The sequence below is a fragment of the Streptomyces lunalinharesii genome, from assembly GCF_039532155.1.
Lineage (GTDB): Bacteria > Actinomycetota > Actinomycetes > Streptomycetales > Streptomycetaceae > Streptomyces > Streptomyces lunalinharesii.
On record NZ_BAAARK010000012.1, the window covers coordinates 138,175 to 151,496 of the forward strand.

Genomic DNA, 13,322 nt, shown 5'->3' on the forward strand with positions numbered 1-13,322 from the left:
CATGAGCGAGCCTGTCAAGCGGCGCCGGAGCGGACATCACCACGGGGACCTGCGCCATGCCCTGGAGGAGGCGGCTTTGTCCTTGGTCGCCGAACGCGGCCCGCACGGTTTCACCCTTGCCGAGGCCAGCCGGCGGGCCGGAGTCAGCGTGGCGGCGCCCTACAAGCACTTCGCCGACCGCGACGCCCTGCTGGCGGCCCTTGCCGAGCGCGGCTACCGCGAGCAGCGGGCCCGTTTTACCGCGGCGATCGCCACCTGTGAGGAACCCGCCGACCAGCTCGCGGCCTTCGCCGCCGCCTACGTGCGCTTCTCCGCCGAGCAGCGGGCACTGTTCGACATCACCTTCAGTTCCGGCCTGGACAAGGCCGACCACCCGGCTCTGGCCGCCGCCGGCGACAGCCTCTTGGCCTCCCTGCTGCCGGTCGCCGAACGGCTGGCCACCACCCCCGAAGCGGCTTTCGACCTGCTGCTGCGCATCGCCTCCGCCGCGCACGGCATCGCCCTGTTCCTTCGGCAGGGACTGTTCGGCATCCCAGCGGATGCCCTGGCGCAGACCCAGGAGCGCGCCGCCCGCACCGCACGGGACATCGTCCGCAGCGCCCAGTGATCGCCTCACCGAGGCATCGACCCAACTCCCCAGCGCGCCATGATCTGTTGCCGCAGGCTCGGCAGGAGAGCCGGCAGGACATGGTCGACGTCATTGCTCGTCGCCCGTTGAGCTCTTGGGCCTTTGGACCGTCGGCTGTGCATGACTCGCGACCCGGTTGTCCACGCCACCGCACAGGCGCTCCAACTCCGTACGCGCCGGCGCCCCGGCGTACGCCGCATACTTCGCGGCTTGCTCATCCGTCAGAAACTCGACCGGCACGCCGGACCTCCAGACAGTCAGTGATCAACACGACTGCCGAAGACTCCGCCCCCGCCGGGCCCCAGGTCAAAGTGCTCTCAAGCCCCCAGAGGCTCAGCGCTGGTTTTCGTTCCGATGTTCCTCAACCCCCGATCGCAGCTCCCTCTCAACGAGGGCTCGGAAGGTGCGCGGGGGCCGACCGGTGAGGCGCTGGACGGTGTCGGTGATGTGGTCCTCCGTGCCTTCGGCGATGGCACGGTCCATGCCGGCCAGCATTGTGGCGAACTCCACCGGCACCTGCGTCGTGAGGCGATCGCGCATCTGCTCGTAGGACAGACGGCGGTGGACCACGGGCCGGCCGGTGACCTCGGTGATGATCGCGGCGATGTCGTCGTAGCCGAGTGCCTCGGGTCCGGTGAGGAGGAGATCGGTGTTGGGGGCTTGCTCGTCGGTCAGAGCGCGCACGGCGACGGCCGCGATGTCCTCGGCGTCGACGAAGCCGACCCGGCCGCTTTCGGTGGCGGTCCAGATGATGCCCTCGTCGCGGATGCCGTGAGCGTGCGCGTGCGTGCCGGTGAAGTTCTGCATGAACCACGAGGGCCGCAGTACCGCCCACTGTTCGAAGAGATCGGGCAGGGCTTGGTGGACCGTTCCCACCGCCGGGCCGCCCTCGGGGATGGCAGAGGAGCTCAGCAGCACCGCGCGGTGCACGCCGGCGGTGCGGGCCTGCTGGAGGAACGGCAGCATGGTCGCCGCGGGGTCGGAGTCGCCCAGGGGCGGTATGAGGTAGACGCGGTCGACTCCGTCGAGGGCGGTCGCGTGGGTAGCGGGGTCGTACCAGTCGAAGGGGACCGGCTCGGTGCCGGCGACCGGGGTGGCCCGGCGGCTGGCGGCTTTGACGCGGTGACCCGCGGCCGTCAGCTGTGCGGCGGTGCGGCTTCCGGTGGTGCCGGTGGCGCCGATGACCAGTGTGGTGCCGGTGGTGGTCATCGGCTGCTCCCGGTGAAGTCGGCGCCGGGTTCCTGGACGGCGAGGGGGTTCCAGTAGTCGCGGTAGGAGGTGATGTGTGCGTCTCGAACGGTCACGACGGCGATGTAGGTCATGCCGAAGGGAGCGTCGCTCTGCACCAGCCGGCCGACGCCGCGCATCTCGACCACGATGGTCTGTGGATCGGTGGTCTGGTGGATCCGCAGGTCGGGGAAGTCGTGCAGGTCGATGTGGTCGGGGTAGTGGCGCATGTAGGCGGCGATGGCCTCCTTGCCCTCCAGACGTCGGGGCCAGCCGTCGGGGGCGAAGGGGAACTCCATGAGGCCGTCCTCGGCCCACAGGGCGACCCACGCGGGAATGTCCTTGTCGAGTAGCAGTCGCAGGCTGTGGCGGTACAGATCCGCCGGGGAGGTCGGTGCGGACATGGGTATCCTCCAGTCATAGAATCCGGACCCTGGGTCCACTTCAACGATATGGACCACGGGTCCGTTTTGCAAATGGAAGGAGCGGCATGCCCGAACGCCAGTCGTCTCGCAAGGACGCCATCCGCAACCGGGAGGCCGTCCTCGCGGCCGCCGACACCCTCTTCACCCGCCGTGAGAGTCCCGAGGACGTCACCATGGCCGACGTCGCGGCTGCGGCCGGCGTCGGAAAGGGCACGCTCTTCCGGGCCTTCGGCGATCGCGCCGGGCTGCTCCGCGCGCTGTACGAGGCACGGCTCGAACCGATCAGGCAGGCCGTCGAGACCGGCCCACCACCCCTGGGGCCCGCGACCCCACCGCGGGATCGCGTACCCGCCCTACTCGATGCCCTCCTGTGCTTCAAACTCGACAACCGGCGCCTCGCGCTGGCCCTGGAGGAAGGTGGGAGCAGCAGCCCGTACCGGGCGGAGCACTACGAGCGGTGGCACAGCCTGCTCCGAGCCGTACTAGAGCAGATCCCCGGCCTGACCGACCGCGACTTCACCGCCCACGCCCTGCTCGCCGCCACACGAGCCGACCTCGTCGAGCACCTGGTCGAAGAAGAGCGCATTCCGCGGGAAAGAATGCGGTCACAGTTGGCGAACTTCGTCACCAGCGTCCTGGCCTGCGGCCCACTGCAAGGGTCGACCGCCGAGGAGGTGACCGAGAATCGGGCGAGTCCTTGATCAGCGGAGCCTCGCAAACGATCGACAACGAATGTTGGGACGGCTGCACACGCAAAACTCTGGGCGACAACGTCTCCTGGGATTTCGTGAGCTGCGGTCTTCACCGTGATTTGCCTATCCCCTGGTCACCGAGGTGCACGGCGAGAAGGCCGTACGGGACGGGACAGGCGGATCAGGTGTTCCGTATCTCCTTATGTTGCCGCTGTCCCACCTGAGCTTGTTCAGTTCGCAGTTCGTCATGGGGTCGACGCGGTCGCCCGGCACGTAGTGTCGTGTGCCTTGTGCCGTACGCAGCGACGACCCCGTTGCGTACGGCACAAGGAGCGCCGGCCCCGCGGCGGCGGCCGTAAGTCGGGGCGGGCACCGCGGCACCGTGCCCGACGCGGCCGTGCGGTGCGGAAAACGACTCGCGGTCCGCGTGGCGCGAGTGACAGGGTGCCGGGCATGGCACCCCAGTACCAGATCCGTGCCGACTACGACGCCCGCACGATCGTGGTCTACCAGGCCTACCCGCCCGTCATCGCCGACGCGGCACTGCGGGCCGGACGCTTCGTGACGCCGTTCTCCTTCCATCGGATGACGTGGATCAAGCCGTCGTTCTCCTGGCTCATGCACCGCAGCAACTGGGCCCGCAAGGCGGGCCAGGAGCGCATCCTGGCTGTGCGGATGACCCGGCAGGGGTGGGAGGAAGCCCTGTCCCGGGCCGTGTTGACGACCGCCGACCCGAAGGCCGTGGCCCAGGCAGCCGTGCACGTCCAATGGGACCCCGAGCGTTCGCCGCGCGGGGCTGCCCTGAACCACTACAGCATCCAGGTCGGCCTCGGCCGCCAGGTGATCCGCACGTTCACCGACGACTGGATCGTCAGCCTCACCGGCCTCACCGGCCTCACCGCGCAGGTCCGCAAGGCCGCGGCGCTGACGCAGACCGGGCACGCCGGCAGAGCCCAACGACTCTTCCCCCAGGAACGCGCCTATCCGCTGCCTCCGCGCCTACATGGCGTCGTCCCCGGCGGCGGATGACCGCACACCCTAGACGGAGCCGGCTGCCAGGGCGACCGGACGACGGCTGGACGACGGCCGAGCGCCGTGCCCGACGTGCCGACGCGACCGCCCGCGTTCGGACCGGCGCGGACGGCGCACCAGGGGCGCGCGACCATGAGTCGCGGGACTCCACGCGCCCCTACCGGGTGTCTCGGGCCGCAGGAATGATGAGCACACCCCGAGCGAGCCAGGCGACTCCGCACACCTGACCCCGGCCAGGTGCACCTGCGGCGGAAGGAATCCACGTTGCTGCTTCTCATCTCCCCGGACGGCGTCGAAGAAGCCCTCCAGTGCGCCAAGGCGGCCGAACACCTCGACATCGTCGACGTCAAGAAGCCCGACGAGGGCTCACTCGGCGCGAACTACCCCTGGGTCATCAGAGAGATCCGCGCCGCGGTCCCCGCCGACAAGCCGGTCTCCGCCACCGTGGGGGACGTGCCGTTCAAACCAGGCACGGTGGCCCAGGCAGCGCTCGGCGCGGCCGTCTCCGGCGCCACGTACATCAAGGTCGGCCTCTACGGGTGCACGACGCCGGAGCAGGCCATCGAGGTCATGCGGGGCGTCGTCCGCGCCGTGAAGGACCACCGGCCGGACGCGTTCGTCGTCGCCTCGGGCTACGCCGACGCCCACCGGATCGGCTCCGTCAACCCGCTGGCACTGCCCGACGTCGCACGCCGCTCCGGTTCTGACGCGGCCATGCTCGACACCGCGATCAAGGACGGGACGCGGCTGTTCGACCACGTTCCGCCGGAGGTCTGCGCGGAGTTCGTGCGACTGGCCCACCAGGCCGATCTGCTCGCGGCCCTCGCCGGCAGCGTCACCCGGGCCGACCTCGGCGCACTGACCCGCATCGGCACCGACATCGTGGGGGTGCGCGGGGCGGTCTGCGAGGGGGGCGACCGCAATTCCGGCAGGATCCAGCCGCACCTGGTGGCCGCCTTCCGCGCAGAGATGGATCGGCACGCCCGGGAACATCCCGCTGCCACGGCCGACAACCACCGCTCCAAGGTGGTGAGTTGAGGCCCTGCGGACGCCCGAGCCGTTCGTCGTACCCCGTCCGGAGGCGGCGTGACCATCAGGTTCAGCGCGGCGGTGCTGCGCGCGTACGAGAGTCCGTTCGCCGTCGAGGAGGTGGTCCTCACCACCGGACCGGCCCGCGGCGAGATCCTGGTCAGGATCGCGGGCTGCGGCATGTGCCGCACCGACCTCGCCGTCCGGCGTTCGGCGGGCCGCTCACCGCTGCCCGCGGTGCTCGGCCACGAGGGGTCCGGCGTCGTCGTGGACACCGGCGGCCCGGACACCGGCCTGAACGTCGGCGACCACGTCGTGCTGAGCTTCGACTCCTGCGGACGGTGCCGCAACTGCACGGGCGCGGCCCCCGCCTACTGCGACTCCTTCGCCGCGCTCAACCTCTTCGGCGGGCGCACGGAGCACGCCGCGCGGTTCACCGACGCGGCCGGAGGTGCCTTGGCGCCGCGGTGGTTCGGCCAGTCCGCGTTCGCCGAGTACGCGGTGGTCCCGGCCCGCAACGCCGTCCGGGTCGATCCCACCCTCCCCCTCGCCCTGCTCGGGCCGCTCGGCTGCGGCTTCCTGACCGGCGCCGGAGCGGTCCTGAACACCTTCGGCGTCGGCCCCGGCGACACCCTCGTGGTGTTCGGCGCCGGGGCGGTGGGACTGGCCGCGGTGATGGCGGCCACCGCCGGCGGGGCGGTGACCGTGGCCGTCGACCGGCACCCCCAACGGTTGGCCCTCGCCGAGCGGTTCGGCGCGCGCCCGCTGCACGCCGCGACGGCCGACCTGCCCGACCGCATCCGACGCCGGACCGACGGCGGCGCGCAGTACGCACTGGACACCACCGGGTCCGCCCGGCTGATCAACGAGGCGCTCCGGGCGCTGCGCCCGAGGGGCCACCTCGGCCTGGTGGCCCGGCTCCACACCGCACTGCCGTTGGAACCGGGGAGCCTGGACCGGGGCCGGCGGATCTCCCACCTCTGCGAGGGGGACGCCGTACCGGGACTGCTGATTCCGCGACTGACCGGACTGTGGCAGGCCGGCCGCTTCCCCTTCGACCAACTGATCCGCACGTACCCGCTGGCGGACGTCAACGAGGCCGAAAGCGACTGTGACGCCGGCCGCGTGGTCAAGCCCGTCCTGCTTCCGGTGACGGGGAGTGGATGAGCCGGGCGCCCGTAGGCGGGGCGTCGGACGTCGGACGTGCTCATCGTTCCGACGGCCTGTTCGTTCCGACGTTCCGTTCGTTCCGGTGTCCCGTCACGCACGGCCCGAACGGATCCTGAACGTCATGCACGTGCCCGTAGTTCGTGGGCGCTCCGCGCGCCGAGGGAGGACACATGGTCAGCACGGCCCGTCGAAACACCGGTGTGGACGGCGTGGACGGGGGCGTCGGCCTCACCGCGCTCCTGGTCGCCGCGGCCCGGGCGATCGAGACGCACCGTCACGACAGCCTGGCCCGGGACGTCTACGCGGAGCACTTCGTGCGCGCTGCCCCTGCCTGCGCGGCCTGGCCGGTCCGCATCGAAGACGTGGCGGACGGGGACGCGAATCCCCTGTGGGGGCGGTTCGCACGCTACTTCGGGCTGCGCACCAGGGTCCTCGACGACTTCCTCCGCCACGCGGTGCAGGCCGAGGGCGTCCGCCAAGTGGTGCTGCTCGGCGCCGGGTTGGACACCCGTGCGTTCCGCCTCGACTGGCCCCGGGACTGCGTGTGCTACGAGATCGACAGGCATGGCGTGCTGGCCTTCAAGCACGAGGTGCTCGACGGGGTGTCGGCCCGGCCGAGGGCGGCGCGCGTGCCGATCCCGATCGATCTGCGCGACGACTGGGTCGGGGCGCTGCTCGACGCCGGGTTCGACACCGGCGCACCGAGCGCGTGGCTGGCCGAGGGCCTGCTGTTCTACCTGCCCCGAGCCGTCGAGACGTACCTGATCGACACGATCGACGGGCTGAGCACGGGCGGCAGCGCCCTGGCCTACGAGGTCAAGTTGGAGCGGGACTTGCTGGCGTACCGGGACAGTCCGCTCTACACCTCGACCAAGCACCAGATCGGCATCGACCTGCTGGACCTGTTCGACGGCGAACCGCGCCCCGACTCGGCCGGCGACCTGGCGGGCCGGGGATGGTCCACGACCGTCCACACCCCCTTCGACTTCACCCGGCGGCACGGCCGCGGCCCCCTGCCCGAGGAGAACGACGCGCTGGCGGGGAACCGTTGGGTCTTCGCCGACAAGCCCCGTCCGTGACGCCGTGTCGCGTCCTGCGGGTCCGGACCGCACGGCGTTTCGGACCCGCCCGCGCGTGCCCCGTCGGAGACCACAGCCGTCGCCCTGCACCGTGCCGATCCTGCCGCCTCGTGGCTCAACGCCGCATGGGCAGGGCGCGGAGCGGGGACAGTTCGGCGTCCGTCGCGGGGCGGAGCGTCGAGAGGACGTGCCGGGCGGCCCTCAGGCCGTCGGGGCGGTCGGAGAGGGACACGGTGTGGATCAGGCCGCCGCGGCGCAGGCGCAGTTCCCGCCACGCGGTGAACCCGTCGTAGGCCACCAGTTGGCGACCGCCGCCGTCGTCGGTGCAGGTGACCGTGACGCCGGGAAGAACGGGACAGCCGTGGGCGTCGGTGCGACGGGTGTCCTGGTCCGGGTGTGTCACGGAGAGGTGGAGCCCCGCGGCGCCCGGCCGCTCGTACTCGGCGCCGAAGCCGCTCTCGCTGGCCCCGTTGACGCGCAGGACGTAGCCCGTGGGCGGCTCCCCGAGGCGCAGCAGGGCGCGGTCCACGCCGTTGGCGGTGAGCCAGGCATCGAGCGTGGGGGGTTGTGCGGAGGCCCAGGCGGCGTAGCCGACCCCCACGGCCAAGGCCGCGGTGACGCCCAGGGCTCCGTAGCGGATCCGGGGTCCCGGGAGGAAGAACGCGGCGCCGAGCGCGTAGCAGCCGCCGCCCCACAGGTAGAGCAGCCAACTGGGGCCCGGTCCGCCGGGGCCGGCGGTCAACACGGCGGCGCCGACGGTGCCCGCGGCGCCGAAGGCGTAGACGCCGCCAGCCCAGACCCACCGCCCCCGGGTCGTGCGGGCGAGCGGTACGAACTGCTGCGCGGCGGCGGCGAAGCCCGCGAGGAGGCCGACCGCCCCGGCCGCCACGACGAGGGACACGGCGACGAAGACCGGCACCCTCCCGGTGAAGAGCGCGACCAAGGCCACTGCGAACTGGACCGCGGTGAGCACGTAGCCGACGAACCCCACTCCGGTGAGGTGGACGGCGAGGCGCCACGCCGTGCTTCTGCTAGCCATGTCCCTTCTTAACACGAGCCCGTCGCCACCAACCGCACTGCCTGGGCCAGTTGGGAAACGAACGCGCAACGCCACAGCAGCACCCGCCCCGCCCGGCCCGGGTGCAGGCGCCGGCCGCCATCGGGCTTCATCGCATGCCGTGAAGCCCCGGAGTGCCCAGCCGGCCGAGCACGCGGGTGCCGAGAGCGGAATGAACCGTTTCTTGACTTTCCGTCCCCTATTCGCCTGTTCGCTCGCCTGCCAGGGTTCTCGTGCGTACCCCCGAGGTACGGGGAGAGAGGACTCTCGGTGAACCTAAAGGTGAGATCGGCACTGGTGGCCGGCGCGCTGGCGGCCGCGGCAGTGGCGGGAACAACGGGCACCGCCCAGGCGAACACCTACCAGTACAACGTGATGCTCCAGGACTACGCCACCGGCTACTGCCTGGACTCCAACGGCGGCGACGTCTACACCAATCCGTGCCAGCCCGGTAATCCGTGGCAGCGGTGGAACGTCGTGTCCTACGACGGCAACGTCGGTGGCTACTACGACCGGGTGCAGATCGTCCATCGCAAGGAGGGCAACTGCCTGCGAGTCCAGTGGTCGCATTCCGTCTCGTCGCCCGGTGACTGGTTCGCAACCCGGGCGGCCGGGTGCAGTTCGAGCGACTACCACGACCAGTGGAACATGACCTGGGTCGGCAACAGCTCCGGCAACCCCCACAACAGCTGGCAGTTCGCCAACTACCAGGCGGACTCCAATCTCAACTCGGTGCTCTGCCTCGATCGCGGGCAGGACGGACACCGGAATCAACTGCTGTGGGACCAGGGCCACCCGCAGGGCGCCCCGGTCGCCAAGACCACCTGCTACAACCACACCAACCGGTACCAGATGTGGAACATGGTCCATTAGGCCACGGCAAGACCCAGCCCGGCGCCTGGCCGGCAGAGCGCGCAGGGTGCGATGTTCGGGTCGGCGAGCGCGGCTCGCGCTTCGTCGGCCCTAGCCGGCGGGCCGGCCGCCCGCGCCACCACGGCGCTGGCGGTCGGCCCGCTGATTCTTGCGTTCGGGCATGGTGTGCTCGAAGCGTTCGAGGGCGGGGCCAAGGCTTCATCGGAGCGAAGTTGAACAGGCCGGCTCCACCGTTTCAGCCCGAGATGTGGCGCACTATCGACATTTCATCGACATTTCACTACCCCCTGTCAAGGTCACGGAGTAAGCACCAACCACGCAAAGGGAGATGAACAGCCATGAGCGATGATCTTCTGGGTACGTACGACGAGTCTCAGCTCATCGAGATGAGCCAGGAGCCGGAGCAGGAGTCGGCCCCCAACGCGAGCCAGATCGGGTGCAGCTTCAGCTTCTGTTTCCGCGACTGAGCAATGACATCGTTGCCCAGATAACTGCGGCATGAATGCCCAGCGGGGTGAGGGTCGGATCGTGACCCTCACCCCGCCGGGTCAGTTCGCATTGACTCGCATCTGCACGCAACGGGGTACCGCCTTGCGACTTCTCCACGGAGTCTCCGCCCGGAAATCCGGCACGGTCCCCACCGGAAGCTGGTTGGCAACCGGGCGCGTCACCGTGTTCCGAAGGCGGGCGCCGGTTCTTCTCTGATTGGCGAGCGAGCATGAGCAATCCGACCCTGGGTGTGCAGGCGTTCCTTCCCTTCTACCGGCACGTCCTTCCGCTGGAGACGTTCGCGGAGAACCTGGCGTCGCAACTCGCCGCGACCGTGGCCGAGGAGGACCGTGGGAAGGTCACCGCCAAGTTGTGGCAGGTGGCGTTGCACGTCGTGGAGGACCATAGCTACCGCACGTTGATAGAGCGCTTCCACCACTTCCGTGCGGAGCACGGCCTCCCGCTGGATCCCGGCAGCAGCACCGGCATCGACGCGTTCCGCCTCGCCTTGTGCCATGCGGACGCCTGCGAGGCGGTCTTGGATGCGCATCCGGTGTTGCGGCGCCGCCTGGGGAAGATCACGGAAAACCTGCGAAGGGCGTACGCGAGGATGTTCGTCGCCTTCCGCGACGACCGTGCGCAATTGGCCGACATCGCCGGAATCGGCGCGCAGGAGACGATCCGGGAAGTGAGCCTGTCGAACTCCGATCCGCACAACGGCAATCAGCGGGTCGTGTTCGTCACCACCGCCTCGGGCGCGCAATTGGTCTACAAGCCGAGGCCGCTGGCCGGGGACGGGTTCGCCCGTGCGGTGTTCGAGGCCGCCGAGCCGTACGTGCAACACAGCCTCTCCGGTTGCGTTCCCGCCTCGATCTCGTCGGGCGACCACGGCTGGCAGAAAATGGCAGCCAGTGAACCCATGACCTCCGACGCGCAGGCGGGCCGCTATTTCTACCGTCTCGGGGCCCTGATCTGCTTGTTCGGTGCTCTCGGCGCCACCGACCTGCACGACGAAAACCTCCTCGCCTGCGGCGAATTCCCGTGCGTGGTCGACACCGAGACCCTGCTGCGCGCCCACTTCGGCGCCGCCATGAAGAACACGCTCACCGACACGTTGGTGGAGCAGCTGAGGATCTCGCCGGCGTCCACACTGCTGCTGCCGGTCAACAACCCCCACTCCGCGATCGACGTGATGCTGGCCGGCGTCGGCGTGCTCGGTGAGCAGAAGCCGTCGCTGAAGAACCCGACGGTCGTGTACCCCGAGAGCGACGGAATTCGGGTCGAATGGCGGACGTACACCCATCGGCATTCCGACAACGTCCCGTCCTTGAAGGGCGAACAGCTCGCTGTCGGCGACTACTTCGCCGACGTGATGAGCGGCTATCAAGACGCCCTGGAATGCGTGCGGTCCGGCGCGATCGACGCGGTACTGGACCGCTTCGCGGACCTGCCGGTGCGGTGCCTCATACGGGCGACGGAGGTCTACGCCCGCTACCTCGACGCCTCCACCCACCCGACGTACCTGCGCGACGAGGCCGAATCCCGCCGGTTGTTCGGTCTGCTACGGCGGTTCCACAAGACGCTGACGCCGGAACAGAACGATGCGCTGGCCGCCGCCGAGCACGTGGCGCTGGACGCCGGTGACATCCCCTACTTCTCCACGCTCGCCGGCGGCACCGACGCCCGGGCCTACGGTGGCGAGCCGTGGCGGTTGTTCCACCGCTCTCCCCTCGCCACGGCCCGCCGCGGACTGGCCCTGGCCCGAGAGCGCCACGACAGGTTCCACCGGTTCCTGGTCGAGGAGTGCCTCGGCCACATCGCCCCCGATGCCGGCGGGGTGTGGCGGCACTCGGTCTTCGGCCCCACCCTCGTACAGGCCGGGCCCGGCACCTGGGGCGGGCGGATCGTCGAGGTGATCGGCGACCTGGCGGTCACCAGTGGCAACGAGCCCGAGCACGAGCACGGTGCCGGCGTCGGATGGCTCGGCAGCATCGGCCCGGACCGCCACACGCCCACCATCACTCCGGGCAACCACGTGGCCTTCCACGACATGGGAGGCATTCGACGCGCGGTGGCATCGGCCGGGCGCCACGACACGGCGAATGCCGCCGAAGTCGGCCTCCGCGAACTCACCGACGCCTACGGCGAGCAGCTGGACGCCCTCCCGGAGTCGGTGTTCTCCGGGTTCGCGTCACAACTGCTGTCGATGCCCGACGCGATCGACGACGCCTGGCTGGACACCCTGCTCGAAAAGATCGCCAAGCGGGGCGAGGACCGCGAGGGCGATCTGTCCAACGGGCCGGCCGGTCCCCTGATGCTGCTGCTGTCCCGGATGGAGCGCGGCATCCCGGTGCGTGCCGCGTCCCTGGACACGTTGGCGCGCACGGCCTTCGATCCGCACGGCCCCCGGCCCGAGGGCGCCGGGTGGGAAGTCGCGCACGGGCAGCTCGGCGTGATGTGGGCCAAGGCCCGGGCCGGTCGGCTGATGTCCCACGGGCAGTGGCGGCGGGAGGCCGCCGAGTGGCTGGAGCGCCAGCTGCCGGACTGTCGGCCGACGCGCGCCGGTTGGTGCAACGGCGGCGCCGGAGTTCTCCTCGCGGTCGGCGAGATCGGCCGTCGCACCGGGCTCGACGACTTGGTGCGGGCGCATGCGGAACGCCTGGCGCAGGCCGCGGTCGCGTTGCCCGACGACCGGCCGGTGGATCTGTCGGTGTGCCACGGAACCTCCGGGGTGATCCAGTGCCTGCTCGCCGCCTCCCGCCACCTGGACGACCCCACGCTGATCGACCAGGCACGGTCCTACCAGCACCGGGTACTGGCCCAGGCCCGGCGGACCGGCTTCTACGTCGGCGCGCCGGGGCACACCTCGCTCGTCGGCTACATGCTCGGCTGGGCGGGCGTCGCGGACACCGACCTGATGCTCAACACCCCTGACCTGCCCAGCGGGGCTCCGGTCGCCTTCCTCTGCTAGCTAGCCATCGACCCCCGTCAGCCACCCGGTGGCGCGTACCACGTCGTGTGCGACGTCGACGACGGAACGCCCGTCGGTCGCCACCCGCACCGTGTCCGCGGGCGCCCGCTCGTCAAGGAGCCGTGCCTTGACGGCGCTGTTCTTCAGCTCGTGCGCCAGCTCCGAGCCGTGTTCCCGGCCGGTCAGCCGCTCCCCGGCGGTCGCGTCCGACGCGGTGAGCAACACGCGCACGATCCTGACGTCCGTGCCCATGGCGCGCCGGAAGATGTCCTCGTTCTCCGTCAGCACGCTCACGGTGTTGGTGTAGACGAGGCGCCGGTACCCGAGCTCCGCGTAGTTCGACCAGATCGCCGCGAGGTTGCGGGCGGTGAGCGCGCTGCGGTGCGGGTCCGCCGCCGGGGCGGGATGTGCCTGTGCCATGAAGTCGCCCTCGACGACGCAGTGCGCGATCGGCGCGGCGCGCAGGCGCGCCGACACCTCCCACCCCACCGTCGTCTTGCCGACCCCTGCCCGCCCGCCGATGAGCAACACCTCTGATCGATCCATGCCCGCACCCTGCCAGCCAAGGGGCCGCGCGGGCCAACGGATTTCGTGCGGTTCGGGGCGGGGGAGAGGGGCTGTCGAAGGTGCGGCGCCGGCGGTCGTGCGGG

Annotated in this window: 14 protein-coding genes; 9 read left to right on the top strand and 5 right to left on the bottom strand. The window is 70.5% G+C overall.

Annotation, left to right across the window (positions count from 1 at the left end; all coding sequences use genetic code 11):
• Position 1: 1 nt before the first annotated feature.
• On the top strand, positions 2–607 hold the full coding sequence (locus ABD385_RS20170) for a TetR/AcrR family transcriptional regulator (RefSeq protein WP_344577949.1): 606 nt from the start codon (positions 2–4) through the stop codon (positions 605–607).
• Between the two features lie 354 nt (positions 608–961).
• Here ABD385_RS20170 and ABD385_RS20175 read toward each other — a convergent pair whose 3' ends face one another.
• Both ABD385_RS20175 and ABD385_RS20180 read right to left on the bottom strand, forming a co-directional pair.
• On the bottom strand, positions 962–1,837 hold the full coding sequence (locus tag ABD385_RS20175; RefSeq protein WP_344577950.1) for an NmrA family NAD(P)-binding protein: 876 nt from the start codon (positions 1,835–1,837) through the stop codon (positions 962–964).
• On the bottom strand, positions 1,834–2,259 hold the full coding sequence (locus ABD385_RS20180) for a nuclear transport factor 2 family protein (protein ID WP_344577951.1): 426 nt from the start codon (positions 2,257–2,259) through the stop codon (positions 1,834–1,836). The genes ABD385_RS20175 and ABD385_RS20180 overlap by 4 nt, the downstream gene beginning before the upstream one ends.
• Before the next feature lie 86 nt (positions 2,260–2,345).
• Between ABD385_RS20180 and ABD385_RS20185 the strand changes: the two genes are divergently transcribed.
• The 5 genes from ABD385_RS20185 to ABD385_RS20205 all read left to right on the top strand — a co-directional run bounded on the left by ABD385_RS20185 (position 2,346) and on the right by ABD385_RS20205 (position 7,282).
• Positions 2,346–2,981: a TetR/AcrR family transcriptional regulator gene (locus ABD385_RS20185; protein WP_344577952.1), complete on the top strand. Its 636-nt coding sequence runs from the start codon at positions 2,346–2,348 to the stop codon at positions 2,979–2,981.
• 444 nt (positions 2,982–3,425) lie between these two features.
• Entirely contained in the window at positions 3,426–4,001 is a 576-nt protein-coding gene (locus ABD385_RS20190) for a DUF4291 domain-containing protein (RefSeq protein WP_344577954.1), read from the top strand.
• Positions 4,002–4,268: 267 nt separating this feature from the next.
• The gene (locus ABD385_RS20195; protein WP_344577956.1) at positions 4,269–5,042 is read left to right on the top strand and encodes a (5-formylfuran-3-yl)methyl phosphate synthase; all 774 of its coding nucleotides are present in this window, start codon (positions 4,269–4,271) and stop codon (positions 5,040–5,042) included.
• 54 nt (positions 5,043–5,096) lie between these two features.
• A complete protein-coding gene (locus ABD385_RS20200) occupies positions 5,097–6,200 on the top strand; it encodes an NAD(P)-dependent alcohol dehydrogenase (RefSeq protein ID WP_344578129.1) in 1,104 nt (367 codons plus the stop codon).
• 173 nt (positions 6,201–6,373) lie between these two features.
• Positions 6,374–7,282: a class I SAM-dependent methyltransferase gene (locus ABD385_RS20205; RefSeq protein WP_344577957.1), complete on the top strand. Its 909-nt coding sequence runs from the start codon at positions 6,374–6,376 to the stop codon at positions 7,280–7,282.
• Between the two features lie 115 nt (positions 7,283–7,397).
• On the opposite strand, the gene ABD385_RS20210 is transcribed toward ABD385_RS20205, so the two are convergent.
• Positions 7,398–8,321, bottom strand: coding sequence for a hypothetical protein (locus ABD385_RS20210; RefSeq protein ID WP_344577958.1), 924 nt, complete (start codon positions 8,319–8,321; stop codon positions 7,398–7,400).
• 288 nt (positions 8,322–8,609) lie between these two features.
• Between ABD385_RS20210 and ABD385_RS20215 the strand changes: the two genes are divergently transcribed.
• On the top strand, positions 8,610–9,212 hold the full coding sequence (locus ABD385_RS20215) for a hypothetical protein (protein ID WP_344577960.1): 603 nt from the start codon (positions 8,610–8,612) through the stop codon (positions 9,210–9,212).
• Here ABD385_RS20215 and ABD385_RS20220 read toward each other — a convergent pair.
• Positions 9,209–9,334 carry a DUF6233 domain-containing protein gene (locus ABD385_RS20220; protein ID WP_344577962.1) on the bottom strand — a complete coding sequence of 42 codons (126 nt, stop codon included), beginning with the start codon at positions 9,332–9,334 and terminating at the stop codon, positions 9,209–9,211. The genes ABD385_RS20215 and ABD385_RS20220 overlap by 4 nt on opposite strands.
• 216 nt (positions 9,335–9,550) lie before the next feature.
• Between ABD385_RS20220 and ABD385_RS20225 the strand changes: the two genes are divergently transcribed.
• Both ABD385_RS20225 and lanM read left to right on the top strand, forming a co-directional pair.
• Positions 9,551–9,679, top strand: coding sequence for a hypothetical protein (locus tag ABD385_RS20225; protein ID WP_344577964.1), 129 nt, complete (start codon positions 9,551–9,553; stop codon positions 9,677–9,679).
• 251 nt (positions 9,680–9,930) lie between these two features.
• Positions 9,931–12,672: a type 2 lanthipeptide synthetase LanM gene (gene lanM, locus ABD385_RS20230; RefSeq protein WP_344577966.1), complete on the top strand. Its 2,742-nt coding sequence runs from the start codon at positions 9,931–9,933 to the stop codon at positions 12,670–12,672.
• Here lanM and ABD385_RS20235 read toward each other — a convergent pair whose 3' ends face one another.
• On the bottom strand, positions 12,673–13,218 hold the full coding sequence (locus ABD385_RS20235; RefSeq protein ID WP_344577968.1) for an AAA family ATPase: 546 nt from the start codon (positions 13,216–13,218) through the stop codon (positions 12,673–12,675).
• Positions 13,219–13,322: the final 104 nt, after the last annotated feature.